At 69.9% G+C, this 13,277-nt stretch carries 16 protein-coding genes and 1 riboswitch; of the genes, 8 read left to right on the top strand and 8 right to left on the bottom strand.

Translation table 11 applies throughout. The features are described from left to right. Positions 1–316 precede the first annotated feature (316 nt). The 3 genes from ACWEV3_RS36510 to moaA form a co-directional block, all read right to left on the bottom strand. The gene (locus ACWEV3_RS36510; protein WP_452618273.1) at positions 317–940 is read right to left on the bottom strand and encodes a transglycosylase family protein; all 624 of its coding nucleotides are present in this window, start codon (positions 938–940) and stop codon (positions 317–319) included. A 1-nt stretch (position 941) separates the two neighbouring features. Further along, positions 942–1,102, bottom strand: a riboswitch (cyclic di-AMP (ydaO/yuaA leader). A gap of 567 nt (positions 1,103–1,669) precedes the next feature. Beyond that, on the bottom strand, positions 1,670–1,963 hold the full coding sequence (locus ACWEV3_RS36505; RefSeq protein ID WP_452618272.1) for a MoaD/ThiS family protein: 294 nt from the start codon (positions 1,961–1,963) through the stop codon (positions 1,670–1,672). Between the two features lie 4 nt (positions 1,964–1,967). Next, complete coding sequence (moaA, locus tag ACWEV3_RS36500) at positions 1,968–3,026, bottom strand: GTP 3',8-cyclase MoaA (protein WP_452618271.1); 1,059 nt, start codon at positions 3,024–3,026, stop codon at positions 1,968–1,970. 184 nt (positions 3,027–3,210) lie between these two features. Here moaA and ACWEV3_RS36495 point away from each other — a divergent pair, with 184 nt between their 5' ends. The 5 genes from ACWEV3_RS36495 (at position 3,211) to ACWEV3_RS36475 (ending at position 7,098) form a co-directional block, all read left to right on the top strand. Further along, a complete protein-coding gene (locus tag ACWEV3_RS36495) occupies positions 3,211–3,612 on the top strand; it encodes a TOBE domain-containing protein (protein WP_358580515.1) in 402 nt (133 codons plus the stop codon). After that, positions 3,609–4,352, top strand: coding sequence for a molybdate ABC transporter substrate-binding protein (modA, locus tag ACWEV3_RS36490; RefSeq protein ID WP_452618270.1), 744 nt, complete (start codon positions 3,609–3,611; stop codon positions 4,350–4,352). The genes ACWEV3_RS36495 and modA overlap by 4 nt, the downstream gene beginning before the upstream one ends. Positions 4,353–4,430: 78 nt before the next feature. Continuing rightward, positions 4,431–5,222: an ABC transporter permease gene (locus ACWEV3_RS36485; RefSeq protein ID WP_452618269.1), complete on the top strand. Its 792-nt coding sequence runs from the start codon at positions 4,431–4,433 to the stop codon at positions 5,220–5,222. Beyond that, the gene (locus ACWEV3_RS36480) at positions 5,219–6,307 is read left to right on the top strand and encodes a sulfate/molybdate ABC transporter ATP-binding protein (RefSeq protein ID WP_452618268.1); all 1,089 of its coding nucleotides are present in this window, start codon (positions 5,219–5,221) and stop codon (positions 6,305–6,307) included. Before ACWEV3_RS36485 ends, ACWEV3_RS36480 begins: the two co-directional genes overlap by 4 nt. Before the next feature lie 26 nt (positions 6,308–6,333). Beyond that, entirely contained in the window at positions 6,334–7,098 is a 765-nt protein-coding gene (locus tag ACWEV3_RS36475; RefSeq protein WP_207954447.1) for an HAD-IIA family hydrolase, read from the top strand. Between the two features lie 3 nt (positions 7,099–7,101). Here ACWEV3_RS36475 and ACWEV3_RS36470 read toward each other — a convergent pair whose 3' ends face one another. The 3 genes from ACWEV3_RS36470 to ACWEV3_RS36460 form a co-directional block, all read right to left on the bottom strand. Next, on the bottom strand, positions 7,102–7,380 hold the full coding sequence (locus ACWEV3_RS36470) for a hypothetical protein (protein WP_452618267.1): 279 nt from the start codon (positions 7,378–7,380) through the stop codon (positions 7,102–7,104). Between the two features lie 77 nt (positions 7,381–7,457). After that, on the bottom strand, positions 7,458–7,859 hold the full coding sequence (locus ACWEV3_RS36465; RefSeq protein ID WP_452618266.1) for a YccF domain-containing protein: 402 nt from the start codon (positions 7,857–7,859) through the stop codon (positions 7,458–7,460). A 268-nt stretch (positions 7,860–8,127) separates the two neighbouring features. Further along, positions 8,128–8,916 carry a PhzF family phenazine biosynthesis protein gene (locus tag ACWEV3_RS36460; protein WP_452618265.1) on the bottom strand — a complete coding sequence of 263 codons (789 nt, stop codon included), beginning with the start codon at positions 8,914–8,916 and terminating at the stop codon, positions 8,128–8,130. Positions 8,917–9,033: 117 nt separating this feature from the next. On the opposite strand from ACWEV3_RS36460, the gene ACWEV3_RS36455 reads away from it, so the two are divergent. After that, positions 9,034–10,659, top strand: a complete 1,626-nt coding sequence (locus tag ACWEV3_RS36455; protein WP_452618264.1) for an AMP-binding protein — start codon at positions 9,034–9,036, stop codon at positions 10,657–10,659. A gap of 42 nt (positions 10,660–10,701) precedes the next feature. Here the strand turns inward: ACWEV3_RS36455 and ACWEV3_RS36450 are convergent, their stop codons facing one another. After that, on the bottom strand, positions 10,702–11,676 hold the full coding sequence (locus ACWEV3_RS36450) for a R2-like ligand-binding oxidase (protein ID WP_452618263.1): 975 nt from the start codon (positions 11,674–11,676) through the stop codon (positions 10,702–10,704). Positions 11,677–11,785: 109 nt separating this feature from the next. Between ACWEV3_RS36450 and ACWEV3_RS36445 the strand changes: the two genes are divergently transcribed. Next, a complete protein-coding gene (locus tag ACWEV3_RS36445; protein ID WP_452618262.1) occupies positions 11,786–12,403 on the top strand; it encodes an HAD family hydrolase in 618 nt (205 codons plus the stop codon). 1 nt (position 12,404) lies between these two features. On the opposite strand, the gene ACWEV3_RS36440 is transcribed toward ACWEV3_RS36445, so the two are convergent. Further along, positions 12,405–12,611, bottom strand: a complete 207-nt coding sequence (locus ACWEV3_RS36440; RefSeq protein WP_452618261.1) for a hypothetical protein — start codon at positions 12,609–12,611, stop codon at positions 12,405–12,407. A gap of 242 nt (positions 12,612–12,853) precedes the next feature. Here ACWEV3_RS36440 and ACWEV3_RS36435 point away from each other — a divergent pair, with 242 nt between their 5' ends. Beyond that, positions 12,854–13,249: a cold-shock protein gene (locus tag ACWEV3_RS36435; protein ID WP_452618260.1), complete on the top strand. Its 396-nt coding sequence runs from the start codon at positions 12,854–12,856 to the stop codon at positions 13,247–13,249. The last annotated feature ends 28 nt before the right edge of the window (positions 13,250–13,277 follow it).

The raw sequence follows: 13,277 nt of genomic DNA, 5'->3' as shown, positions 1-13,277 counted from the left end.
GCGGCCTTTTGTCTTTGAAGCGGCGAAGCCGCTTAGCCCACCTACGCAACCCGCACCGCCGCGGGTTCTCAGGGGTCTTCTCGCGAGGACAGCCTCGACGCGACGTTGGACATACGTGTGTCGGGGATCCCGGAGTCGAGAAGGCCCCTGAGGTTCCGCTACCCGCACCGCTATGCAGGATGAGTCCTCCATTTGTTGAAAAGACGGAACCCCCGCCGCTGGGGGGTGCGGTGGGGGTTCCGAGAGTGCGGAGCACGTGCCGTGTCGGGGGGTACGACACGTACTCCTCGCCGGCCGGCTCAGCCGGCCGACCAGATCACTTGATGTCGAGCTGCTGGCCCGGGAAGATCAGGTTCGGGTCGTTGATGACGCTCGAGTTGCGCTGCGCGATGTCCTGGTAGCTCACACCGAACTGCTCGCCGATCTTGCTCAGCGTGTCACCGAGCTGGACCGTGTAGTCCGCGCCGTTGGTCTTCACCGTCGGCGTCTGGGTCTTGACCTTGGTCTCGGTGGTCTTCTTCGGCGTGGTGACCTTCTTCGGCGTGGTCACCTTGGCGGTGACCTTGGTGCCGCCGCTGGTCCAGTTCAGCTTGGAGGTGCAGCCCGGCCACGCGTTGGCGCCCTGCGAGGCGAGGACCTTCTCGGCGACGGCGATCTGCTGCTCGCGGGTCGCCTGGTGCGCGCTGCCGGCGTACTGGGTGCCGCCGTAGGCCGCCCAGGTGGACGCGCTGAACTGGAGTCCGCCGTAGTAGCCGTTGCCGCTGTTGATGCTCCAGTTGCCGCTGCTCTCGCACTGGGCGAGCTTGTCCCAGTTCGGGGCCGCGTTGGCGGGGGCGGCGATCGCGATCGGGGTGGCGACCACCGCGCCGGCGACGGCGACGCGGGCCAGGGTGCGGCCGGTATTGGAAGGCTTTCGGTGCTTGCCTTGGTAGCGAGCCATGTTCCTCTCTCCTGCCGCGCCTGCGAGGTCAGCTGTCGGGTTCGGGCTGAGAGGCAGCCCGGCCGACTCGGGGGAGCCGGCTTCACCCCTAGGGCTTCGGGGAGCCCGGGTGTTGGGTCCCCCGCCCCTGTCCGGTTTTCTTCGTTTCGGGGTCTGGAAGCCCGCCGGACAGGGTTCGGCGCTGCGAGCTTCCGCTCCTTGCTGATCGGTTCGGGGCCGACCGAGGAGCGACACTACGTAACCATCGGGGAGATCGGAAACCTGAGTTCATGTGACGCTGGTCACGTAACAACTGGGGGCAATGCTTCGATCCGAGGTATTTGTGCTGATCAGGGCGCCGTTATCAAGTCGTTTCCAGGCCGATATCGATCACCGTAAGTGAGTCGTGGGTCACCTCGTTGCTCCCTCCGGGCCACCCTCGTCGCAGCGGTTCGCCGCTCCGGCGGCCCGTCCGGGTTCTCGCCCAGGCGTGCCATGACTCCACCGTGGTGGTCGCGAAGAGGATTCGCGTCAATGCGCACGGTAGTGATCTGTGTAGCTAGATCAGGGACTGTTAAGGCTGCCGAAGGACACGGGGCGTGAGTCAAGATCGACATGCCCGGAAGCGAGACCGAAATGTCACCTGGCCGAGCGTGTACGACACGCCGACGCATGTTGTATTCGCGTGCGCGCGCACGCCCGCGCGCGCAGTAATGCAGTGTCGCCCCGAGAGGCCGCTGCAGAGGGGGTTCAGCCGCCCGCGAACGGCGGGAGGACATCGAGGGTCGCGTCGTCGGGAACCGCGATGCCGCGGTCCCGGACGGCGACTCCGTCGAGCAGGAAGCTGCACGCGGGCAGCACGTCCGCCAGCTTCTCGTCGTGCCGGCCGAGCGCGGCGGCGATGACGTCCGCAGCGGTCACGGCGGCGCCGTCCGGGCGCGTGACGTGCACCGTTTCCTCCGAGACCCCGGCGGCCGCGCGGGCGCCCGCGAAGTAGCGCACCTGCACCGTCACGGTCCCGATCTGCTCCGGCAGAGCCGTCATCCGGTCAACCCCCGATTGCGCTCATCGGCCGGGACGGCTGGGCGAACTCGCCCGAATCCATCCCGTGCCCGGCTGCCTTCGCCCACATCGTCTCCTGCCACAGCCGGATCAGTTCGGCGTCCTCGGCCCCGGCCCGCATCGGCCCGCGCAGATCCGTCTCGGTCGTCGAGAACAGGCACGAGCGCAGCTGGCCGTCCGCGGTGAGCCGGGTGCGGTCGCAGGCGGCGCAGAACGGCCTGGTCACCGAGGCGATCACACCGACCGTCGCGGGCCCGCCGTCGACCAGCCAGCGCTCCGCGGGCGCGGAGCCGCGCTCGGCGACGTCCGGGGTGAGGGCGAACTCGCCGCCGAGGCGCTCCAGGATCTCCTCGGCGGTGATCATCTGGCCGCGGTCCCACTCGTGCTGGGCGTCCAGCGGCATCTGCTCGATGAACCGCAGCTGGTAGCCGCGCTCGATGCAGAAGCGCAGCAGGTCGCCGGCCTCGTGGTCGTTGATGCCGCGCATCAGCACCGCGTTGACCTTGACCGGCTCCAGCCGCATCTCCTTCGCCGCGGCGAGCCCGGCCAGCACGTCGTCCAGCCGGTCGCGGCGGGTGAGCTGCTTGAACACGTCGCGGTCGAGGGTGTCGAGCGAGACGTTGACTCGGTTCAGCCCGGCCCGCACCAGCGGTTCGGCGAAGCCGCCGAGGTTGATGCCGTTGGTGGTCAGCGAGGTCGTCGGGCGGCTCGGCAGCGCCGCGGTCGCCGCGATGATGTCCACCAGGTCCTGCCGCAGCAGCGGCTCGCCGCCGGTGAAGCGCACCGTGGTGACGCCCAGCTCCTCCACGGCGATGCGGATCAGCCGGTTCATCTCCTCGGTGTCGAGGAGTTCCGCGCGCTTCAGCCAGGGCAGGCCCTCGGCGGGCATGCAGTAGGTGCAGCGCAGGTTGCACTTGTCGATGAGGGAAACGCGCAAGTCGGTCGCGATGCGGCCGAACCGGTCCACCAGCCGGGTCGTGTCCGGGCGTGCGGACGTATCGGTCGTGCGGCGCACGAGCGGGATTCCCAGGTCCACCGCGGTCACCCCACGACCCTAGCGCTTAGCGGGAGGGGATTTCGATCGTGCGGCCCCAATTTGTGCGGAATCGCCGAGTGATCCGCTGCGGCGTCCGGAGTGGTCGGAGGAAGGCACAAAGTCGTTGCAAGATCCGTGTTTGCGGACAATTTCGCTGGTTTCGCACGCAGCTGCGGAAGTAACGTGGGCGGCTGTGCCGCACTATCGGATTTCGGAGGCCGCCGGGCTGCTCGGCGTCAGCGACGACACGGTGCGCCGGTGGGTCGATGGCGGACAGCTGCCTTCGGAGCGGGACGCAGCCGGCCGGCGAACCGTGGACGGCGCCGCGCTCGCCGAGTTCGCCCGCGCCCAGGCCCGATCGACGCCGGACCCGTCCGGCATCGGCCGGTCCGCGCGCAACCGGCTCGTCGGGCTGGTCACCGAGGTGATCTCGGACCGGGTCATGTCGCAGGTGGAGATCCAGTGCGGCCCGCACCGGATCGTCTCGCTGATGAGCACCGAGGCGGTGCGCGAACTCGGGCTGGTGCCCGGGGCGCTGGCGGTCGCCGTGGTCAAGTCGACCAACGTCGTGGTGGAAACACCGGGAGAAGGATGATGTCGAAGCTCAAGATGATCGCCGGCGCGCTGGTCGCGCTCGTGGTGCTGGCCGGGTGCGGGCAGGCCCAGCCGCAGCGCACGCTGACCGTGCTCGCGGCCGCGTCCCTCACCGAGTCCTTCGACGAGCTCGGCACCCGGTTCACCGAGCAGCACCCCGACGTGCGGGTGCAGTTCGACTACCAGGGCTCGTCGACGCTCGCCGAGCAGATCAAGCAGGGCCGCGCCGCGGACGTGTTCGCCTCGGCGGACACCAAGAACATGGACAAGGTGCGGGACCTGGTCGGCACGCCGGAGGTGCTCGCCACGAACCAGCTGACGATCGTGGTCCCGCCGGGCAACCCGGCCGGGATCGCCTCGCTCGCCGACCTCGCGGCGCCCGGCCGGACGGTCGTGGTCTGCGCGCCGCAGGTGCCGTGTGGATCGGCCACGCAAAAGGTGACGCAGGCCTCCGGCGTGCAGCTGAAGCCCGCCAGCGAGGAGGACGACGTGAAGTCGGTGCTGCAGAAGGTCGTCGCCGGCGAGGCGGACGCAGGGCTGGTGTACGTCACCGACGCGAAGGCGGCCGGGGACAAGGTGCAGGCGGTGGACTTCCCGGAGTCGAAGCAGGCGATCAACACCTATCCGATCGCGACGATCACCGCCGCGCCGGAGGCGCAGCTGGCGGCGGAGTTCATGGCGTTCGCGCGCGGCCCGATCGGCCGCGAGGTCCTCGGCGAGCACGGCTTCGGCGCTCCGTGAGCAGTGCCCCGTCAGGTGTGGACCGTCTGCAGTTTCAATTGAAACTGCGGACGACCCGGGTGTGAGGTGAGGTTTCAATTGAAACTGCGGGCATCCCAGGTGCCGGTGGTGCTGTGGGTGCCGGCCGCGCTCGCGCTGGCGCTCGTGGTCCTGCCGGTCCTGGGGCTGCTGACGCGCGTCGACCCCGCGCGCCTGCCGGAGCTGTTGCTCAGCCCGGCCGCGCTCGACGCGCTGCGGCTCTCGGTGGTCACCGGGCTGATCTCCACCGCGCTCGCGCTGCTCCTGGGCGGCCCGCTGGCGCTGGTGCTCGCGAGGTCCCGCATGCGCGGGCTCCGCGTGGTGCGGGCCTTCGTGCTGCTGCCGCTGGTGCTTCCGCCGGTCGTCGGCGGCCTTGCCCTGCTCTACCTGCTGGGCCGCACCGGTCCGATCGGGCAGCTGCTGGACGTCGTGGGAATTCGCTTGCCCTACACGACAACCGCCGTGGTGCTCGCGCAGACGTTCGTCGCGATGCCGTTCCTCGTGGTCGGCCTGGAAGGCGCGCTGCGGACCGCTGGCGGGCGGTACGAGCAGGTCGCCGCGACGCTGGGCGCCGGGCCCTGGCTGACGTTCCGGCGCGTCACCGTGCCGCTGCTGCTGCCCGCGCTCGGGTCGAGCCTGGTGCTGACCTTCGCGCGGGCGCTGGGGGAGTTCGGCGCGACGATCACCTTCGCCGGTAGCTTGCAGGGCACCACCCGGACCCTGCCGCTGGCCATCTACACCACGGCGCAGTCCGATGTGGACGCTGCGGTCGCGATGTCGTTGCTGCTGGTGGTGGTCGCGCTGCTGGTGATCGTGGTGGCCCGGCCCAAGGCGGTGGAGGGACGGCTGTGAGCGGATTGCGCGCCGACATCGAGTTCCGGCGCCCCGACTTCACGCTGCGCGCGGAGTTCGAGGTGGCGCCCGGCGAGGTCCTGGCGGTGCTCGGGCCGAACGGGGCGGGCAAGTCGACGCTGCTGTCGGTGCTGGCCGGGCAGCTCGTCCCGCACCGCGGGCGCGTCGAGCTGGACGGCACCGCGTGGCTGGACACCGAGCGCGGGATCAACGTGGCGACGCACCGCCGCGGTGTCGGGCTACTCGCGCAGAACGCGCTGCTGTTCCCGAACCTGACGGCGCTGGAGAACGTCGCATTCGGACCGCGCGCGGTCGGTGTCCGCAAGGCCGATGCGCGGGAGGCAGCCGAGCGCTGGTTGTCCGAGGTGGACGTCGCCGAGCTGGCCGCGCGCAAGCCCGGGCAGCTCTCGGGCGGTCAGGCGCAGCGAGTGGCGCTGGCCCGGGCGCTGGCGGCGAATCCGCGGTTGCTGCTGCTCGACGAGCCGCTGGCCGCGCTCGACGTCGACGCCGCTCCGGCCATGCGCGGGCTGCTGCACCAGGTGCTGCGGCGGCAGGAGAAACCGACCGTGCTGGTCACCCACGACGTGCTGGACGCGGTCGTGCTCGCCGATCGGCTCCTGGTGATGCTCGACGGCTGCGTCGTCGAGCAGGGCCCGACCCGCGAGGTGCTGGCCCGCCCGAAGGAGGCGTTCACGGCGCGGGTGGCCGGGCTGAACCTGGTGCCCGGGGTAGCAGCGGCGGACGGCGTTTCCTTCGGCGACAGCACGATCAGCGGCCGGATCGCCGAGGAGCTGGAGCACGGCGAAGCCGCTGCTGCGGTGTTCGCGCCGTCGGCCGTCGCGGTGCACCGCGAGCGCCCGCACGGCAGCCCGCGCAACGCGATCCCGGTGCGGTTGGCGGCGCTCGAACCGCGCGGCGACGTCGTGCGGGTGCGCGGCGTGGTGCGGGACTGCTCGCTGGCCGCCGACGTGACCCCGGCGGCCGTCGCCGACCTGCGGCTCACCCCCGACGACGAGGTCTGGTTCGTGGTGAAGGCCGCCGAAGTAGCAATTCACCCCACATCAGGTGGATCATCTGGGGCGTGACTGAGCCATCCCCCTGGACGTACTTGATGGACATGGACGGCGTGCTCGTGCACGAGGAGCACATGGTGCCGGGCGCGGACGCCTTCGTGGCGGCGCTGCGCGAGAACGGCATCCCGTTCATGGTCTTCACCAACAACTCGATCTACACCCCGCGCGACCTGCGCGCCAGGCTGTCGCGCACCGGGCTGGACGTCCCGGAGGGCGCGATCTGGACCTCCGCGCTGGCGACCGCGCAGTTCCTGGAGAAGCAGCGGCCCGGCGGCACGGCCTACGTGGTCGGGGAGTCGGGGCTGACCACGGCGCTGCACAACATCGGCTACGTGCTGACCGATCGCGATCCGGACTACGTCATCCTCGGCGAGACCCGCACCTACAGCTTCGAGGCGATAACCAAGGCGATCCGGCTGGTCGAGGGCGGCGCGCGGTTCATCGCCACCAACCCCGACGAGAAGGGGCCGAGCCGGGAGGGCACGCTGCCCGCCACCGGTGCCGTCGCCGCGCTGATCGAGCGGGTGACCGGCCGCGCGCCGTACTACGTGGGCAAGCCGAACCCGCTGATGATGCGGTCGGCGCTGCGCCACCTGGGCGCGCACTCGGAGAACACGCTGATGATCGGCGACCGGATGGACACCGACGTGCGGTCCGGCCTGGAATCGGGCATGCAGACGATCCTGGTGCTGTCCGGGATCTCCGACGAGCACACCGCGGACCTGTTCCCGTACCGGCCGACGAAGGTGATCAACTCGATCGCCGACCTCACGGGCCACGTCCTGGATCCGTTCAAGGCCTGATCGCTACGACGGCGTCGCGGGCGGGGCGGGTTTCGGCACGGCGATGGCGCTGGTGACCTGGTTGAGCTCGTCGGCCAGGCGCTCAGCGGCATCGCGCACGAGCTCGGCGCGGCGGCTCAGCGAGCCCGACCAGTGGCGCTGCGCCGCCGCCAGGCGGTCGAGCAGGTCCGCCTGCAGCCGCAGCCGTTCGACGTGCGCCCAGTCCTGCCGTGCCGGACCGCGGAAGGCGCGCTCGACCGCCGCCGCGACCCGCTCCAGCTCCAGTTCCAGTTCCGTGATCATCCGAATCCCCAAGTCGCCGATTCCTATGACTGTGGGACTGCATTCGGCCGATCGGTCGTACGCCGATGTGTCGTACGTCACCTGGGATGCATGAACGCGTACACGTCGTCGGCGTCCACGATGCGCTTGCCCAGCGGCAGCAGCGAGACCGGGACGAGCTTGAAGTTCGCGATGCCCAGCGGGATGCCGACGATCGTGACGCACAGCGCGATGCCGGTGAAGATGTGCCCGAGCGCCAGCCACCAGCCGGCCAGCACCAGCCAGAGGACGTTGCCGATACCTGCCATCGCGCCCGAGGTGGGCTCGTCGACCAGCCGCCTGCCGAACGGCCACAGCGCGAAGTTGGCCATCCGGAAGGAAGCGATGGAGAACGGGATGCCGATGATCGTGATCGCCAGGACGACCCCGGCGACCGCGTAGCCGAAGGCCATCCAGAACCCGCAGAGCACCAGCCAGATGATGTTCAGCAGCAACCGCATGCCTCCACGGTGCCAGCCCCGCATCCCGGTCGCCGAACCGAGGTAGTGGATCACACACCGGACCGTCTCGCAGGCGCGCTCCGAGCGGGTGGGTCCGCAATTTCAATGGAAATCGGACCTCTGATTTCCATTGAAATTGCGGGAGTTGTCCACAGGCACCGGTGTGTCGTGGTGCGACACGCCGATGGGGTGCAGTTTCAATTGAAACTGCGGTGGGTCGGACCGGGTGGTGGGTCGGACCGGGTGGTGGGTCGGACGAGGTGGTGGGTCAGACGAGGAGGTTGCCGCTGAGGACCGTGACCGCGCGGCCTCGGAGGCCTACGCGGTTTCCGCGGAGGGCCATCTGGACGATGCCGCCTCGTTGGGACGCCTGCTCTCCGACGAACGTCGTGTCGTGCTCGTCCTTCCCGAGCTTCGCCGCCCACCAGTTCGCCAGCGTGCAGTGGGCCGAGCCGGTCACCGGGTCTTCCGGGATGCCGACCTGCGGGGCGAACACCCGGCTGACGAAGTCGATGCCCGGTCGGTCTCCCGGCGCCGTGATGATCACACCGCGCGACGGGACGTCTGCCAGCATCGCGAAGTCCGGTCGCACCGCGCGGACCTCCGCGGCGGATGCGGCGAGCGCCAGCACCTTGGTCTCGCCCTCCGCGGCCTCCTCGATGGTGATGCCGGGCAGCCCCGCGGCCAGCGCCGAGGGCGGCTCCACCGGCTCGGCGCGGTCGACCGGGAAGTCCATCTCGATCCAGCCGTCGTCCTGCGCGGTGCAGGTGAGCACGCCGCTGCGGGTGTCGAAGCGCTGGTCGCCGCCGAGCACGTGCGCCGTCGCCAGGGTGGCGTGCCCGCACAGCGGCACCTCGGTCGAGGGGGTGAACCAGCGCAGCGGCTTGGGTTCGCCCTCCGGGCCGCCGGTCACGACGAATGCCGTCTCGGAGTGCCGCAGTTCGGCAGCGACCGACTGCATCCACTCGGTCTTGGCAGGGGCGTCCAGCAGCACGACGCCGGCGGGGTTGCCGGCGAAGGCGCTGTCGGTGAAGGAATCCACGACGAAAGCACGCATCCCTGAACGGTACGCAACCCCGGGCCGGCCACTACCCGCATCCGGGGGTGGCCGACGGGCGTCCGGCCAGGACAAGATGGGTGACCTGCATCACTGAGTTTTCGGGAGGTCGTCGACGTGGATGCCGTCGAACCAGCTCAGCCCAGCTACGCCTCGGGCATCTCGGACGTGCCGCTGTTGGGCGACACCATCGGCGAGAACCTCGACCGGACGGCGGCGCGCTTCCCCGACCGCGACGCGCTCGTGGAGTTCGCGACCGGGCGCCGCTGGTCCTACCGGGAGTTCGTCGCCGAAGTGGACGCGCTGGCGGTGAGCCTGCTGGACGCCGGGATCGGCAAGGGCGACCGGGTCGGGATCTGGGCGCCGAACCGCGCCGAGTGGACCACGACCCAGTACGCGACGGCGAAGATCGGCGCGATCCTGGTCAACATCAACCCGGCGTACCGGGTGCACGAGCTGGAGTACGTGCTCAACCAGTCCGGGGTGCGGCTGCTGGTGTCGGCGCGGTCGTTCAAGTCGTCGGACTACGTGGCGATGGTGGAGCAGGTGCGGGCGAAGTGCCCGGGCCTGGAGCAGGTGGTGTTCCTGGATTCCCCGGAGTGGGCGGAGCTGGCCGGCGGCTCCGGCGATCCGCAGCGGCTGGCGGCGATCCGGCTGTCGGCCGACGACCCGGTCAACATCCAGTACACCTCGGGCACCACCGGATTCCCGAAGGGCGCGACGCTGTCGCACCACAACATCCTGAACAACGGGTTCTTCGTCGGCGAGCTGTGCGGTTACACCGAGGCCGACCGGGTGGCGATCGTGCCGCCGTTCTACCACTGCTTCGGCATGGTGATGGGCAACCTGGCGTGCACCAGCCACGGGTCGGCGATGGTGATCCCGTCGGAGGGCTTCGACCCGACGGCGGCGCTGTCGGCCGTCGCCGCGGAGCGCTGCACCTCGCTGTACGGGGTGCCGACGATGTTCATCGCCGAGCTCGACCACCCGGATTTCGAGTCCTTCGACCTGTCCTCGCTGCGCACCGGGATCATGGCCGGCTCGCCCTGCCCGGTGGAGGTGATGAAGCAGGTCATCGGCCGGATGGGGATGAGCGAGGTGTCGATCTGCTATGGCATGACCGAGACCTCGCCGGTGTCGACGCAGACCCGCGCCGACGACTCGCTGGAGCGGCGGGTGTCCACGGTGGGCCGGGTCGGGCCGCACCTGGAGATCAAGATCGTCGACCCGGCTACCGGCCTGACCGTGCCGGTGGGCACGCCGGGCGAGCTGTGCACCCGCGGCTACTCGGTGATGCTCGGCTACTGGGAGCAGCCGGAGAAGACCGCCGAGGTGGTGGACGCGGCGCGCTGGATGCACACCGGCGACCTCGCCGTCATGGACGAGGACGGCTACGTGAGCATCACCGGCCGGATCAAGGACATGGTCATCCGCGGCGGCGAGAACGTCTACCCGCGCGAGATCGAGGAGTTCCTCTACACGCACCCGGACATCCTCGACGCGCAGGTCATCGGCGTACCGGACGCGAAGTACGGCGAGGAGCTGATGGCCTGGGTGCGGCTGCGCGAGGGCGCCGCGTCGCTGACCGCCGAGGCGCTGCGCGAGTTCTGCGCCGGCAAGCTCGCGCACTACAAGGTCCCGCGCTACGTCCACGTCGTCGACGAGTTCCCGATGACGGTCACCGGCAAGATCCGCAAGATCGAGATGCGCGAAACCGCGAAGAAGCTCCTCGACCTCGACTGATCTAACGGTGGGCGCCTTCGGCCGAAGGCGCCCACCACCGGGTCAGCGCTGGGCGTCGAGCTTGGCGAGTTCGGCTTCGTCCTCGGCGCCGAACTGGTCTTCCAGCTGCTCGGGGGAGGCGTCGACGTCGATCTGGGCCAGCGGCACGCCACGCGCACTGGAGATCGCGCCGAGGCGGCGGGTCGCGCGATCCGAGGCGTAGGCCGTGAGCTCGTCCTTGTCCAGCTCGAAGGGCAGCACCTCGGGTGCGTCCTCCGGCTTCCACTGGACCTGGGCGATGGCGTGCGGCAGCAGCTTGGCCATCTGGTCCTGCACCACGTCCCAGTTGCGCTCGTCGGCGGCCACGTGGCGGCGGCAGGTGAACGTGCCCCACGCCATGTGGCGGCGCTCGTCGTCGCCGATGCGCCGGATGACCTGCTGCATGCCGGGCAGGATGCCGCGGCTGACGCAGATCTTGTGCCAGGCGTAGTAGCCGGTCAGGGCCAGGGTGCCCTCGACCACGTGGTTGTAGGTGACCGACGCGCGCACCTGGTTCTCCGGGCTCGGGTCGGCGTGCAGGGCGTGCAGCGATTCGGGCAGCGCCCGGTAGAAGATCTCGCGGTAGCCGGGGTTCTCCTCGACGAGTCCGTGCAGGTCGTCGGTGAGCCCGATGGCGTCCAGCCACAGCCGGAAGACCTGGGTGTGCTTGGCCTCCTCGAACACGAACTGCGTCAGGTACATCTCGTCGCCGAACCGGCCTTCGGCGGCCATCGCGGACACGAACGGCTGGAGGTCCTGCGTCACGGCTTCCTCGCCGGCGATGAACTGCGCGCACAGGCCCGCCACGCTGCGCTGCTCGGCCTCGTCGAGCCGCTGCCAGTCTTCGGCGTCCTTGCTGAAGTCGATGTCGGCGGGGTTCCAGAACTTGGCGTTGCCCTTGTTGAACAGCCGCAGCGGCAGCGAGTCCCAGTTCAGGCCGCTGGCCTTCAGTGAGTGGAACCCTTCGCGGTGGGCGGGGTGCGCGGTGGTGCTCGTCATTGAACGACTCCAGCTCGCCAAATTGTGAGGAATATTATGACCGTGATTTTCGATACTGCGCAGTTTCGAGTCAAGGGGGCGCGCGTCCCCCGAACGTAGGGTGGTGCGCGTGGCAGAACAGCGCAGTGCGCCGGTGGTCGGTTTCGACCTGGACATGACCCTGATCGATCCGCGACCGGGCGTGGTCCGCGCGATCGAAGCCCTGAACGAGGAGTTCGCGCTGTCGCTGGACGGCGAGGCAGTCGCGGCGCACCTGGGGCCGCCGCTGGCCGACACGATGCGCGGTTACGGCTTCGACGAGCCGATGGTCGAGCGGCTCGTCGGCCACTTCCGCGAGATCTACCCGTCCGTGGTGGTCGGGCTGACCAAGCCGATGCCGGGCGCCGAGCGGGCGCTGGAGGCGGTACGCGAAGCGGGCGGGCGAACCCTGGTGATCACCGGGAAGTACCAGCCGAGTGCGGCCCTGCACCTGAAGGCGTTCGGCTGGGACGTCGACCGGCTCGCCGGCGACGTCTTCGCCGCGGCGAAGGGCGAAGTGCTGCGCGAGGAGGGCGCGACGATCTACGTGGGCGACCACCTCGGCGATGTCGTCGGCGCGAAGGCCGCAGGGGCGGTCGCGGTCGGCGTGGCCACCGGGCCCTACGGCGCCGACGAGCTGGTGGAAGCCGGCGCCGACGTCGCGCTGCGCGACCTCACCGAGTTCCCGGCATGGCTCGCGCAGCTTTGAATCAGCGCTTGCGGCTGCGCAGGACCGTGGCGATCACGCCGAAGATCAGCCCGGCAGGGCACAGCAGGGTCGCGAGGTTGAGCCAGATCGGCATGTTCTCGTAGCCGGCGGCGAACAGCGCGAAGATCGCGATGATCGCCAGCAGTCCCAGCCCGAACAGGATCATCGAAACCGGGAGGATCACGGACCTGGGCGTAGCGGCTGCCATGCTGAGCAGCGTATTCAGCGACTGCGCCGAGTGCCGCAGCGGGCCTTGGTCGATAAGGACGGGTGTTATCGGCTGGGTACGCGGTACGCTTGCTGTGACGCGTCCCGGCGCGCCCAACTGTGCGGCGTTTTCGGGGCGCTTTCGTCGTGCCGGGGCCATTGGGTTCCGCTCGGCGGACAGCCAGAGGGACGACGAGGACCCGGAGACCGGGCCAGCACATTCGACAGGGAACGGTGAGGACAGTGCCGACCGGCAGGGTCAAGTGGTTCGACGCGGAGAAGGGCTTCGGCTTCCTGACCCAGGACGGCGGGGAGGACGTTTACGTGCGGTCCTCGGCGCTGCCGTCGGGTGTGGAGGCGCTCAAGACGGGCCAGCGCGTCGACTTCGACATGGCGCAGGGGCGCCGCGGCCCGCAGGCCCTCAAGGTCAAGCTGTTGGACCCGCTGCCGTCGGTGGCGGAGGCGCACCGGCGTTCCGCCGACGAACTGCACGGCATGGTCGAGGACATGATCAAGCTCCTGGAGCTGAAGATCCAGCCCGACCTGCGCCGCGGCCGCTACCCGGACCGCAAGATGTCGAAGCGGATCGGCGAGGTCGTGCGCGCGGTCGCTCGGGAGCTGGACCCGGGCGGCAACTGACAGGCTTCGAAGGCCGGGCGCATCGCGG

Source organism: Saccharopolyspora sp. NPDC003752 (assembly GCF_053605825.1).
Note: the sequence above shows the minus strand (reverse complement) of the source record. Positions and strands in the feature narration are given on the sequence as shown.

Bases quoted from the DNA above. Each gene is read 5' to 3' on its own strand.
- ACWEV3_RS36470 (WP_452618267.1), bottom strand. From the start codon at position 7,380: ATGATCACGGAACTGGAACTGGAGCTGGAGCGGGTCGCGGCGGCGGTC.
- ACWEV3_RS36450 (WP_452618263.1), bottom strand. From the start codon at position 11,676: ATGACGAGCACCACCGCGCACCCCGCCCACCGCGAAGGGTTCCACTCA.
- ACWEV3_RS36475 (WP_207954447.1), top strand. From the start codon at position 6,334: ATGGACATGGACGGCGTGCTCGTGCACGAGGAGCACATGGTGCCGGGC.
- ACWEV3_RS36510 (WP_452618273.1), bottom strand. From the start codon at position 940: ATGGCTCGCTACCAAGGCAAGCACCGAAAGCCTTCCAATACCGGCCGC.
- ACWEV3_RS36460 (WP_452618265.1), bottom strand. From the start codon at position 8,916: ATGCGTGCTTTCGTCGTGGATTCCTTCACCGACAGCGCCTTCGCCGGC.
- ACWEV3_RS36465 (WP_452618266.1), bottom strand. From the start codon at position 7,859: ATGCGGTTGCTGCTGAACATCATCTGGCTGGTGCTCTGCGGGTTCTGG.
- ACWEV3_RS36440 (WP_452618261.1), bottom strand. From the start codon at position 12,611: ATGGCAGCCGCTACGCCCAGGTCCGTGATCCTCCCGGTTTCGATGATC.
- modA (WP_452618270.1), top strand. From the start codon at position 3,609: ATGATGTCGAAGCTCAAGATGATCGCCGGCGCGCTGGTCGCGCTCGTG.
- ACWEV3_RS36505 (WP_452618272.1), bottom strand. From the start codon at position 1,963: ATGACGGCTCTGCCGGAGCAGATCGGGACCGTGACGGTGCAGGTGCGC.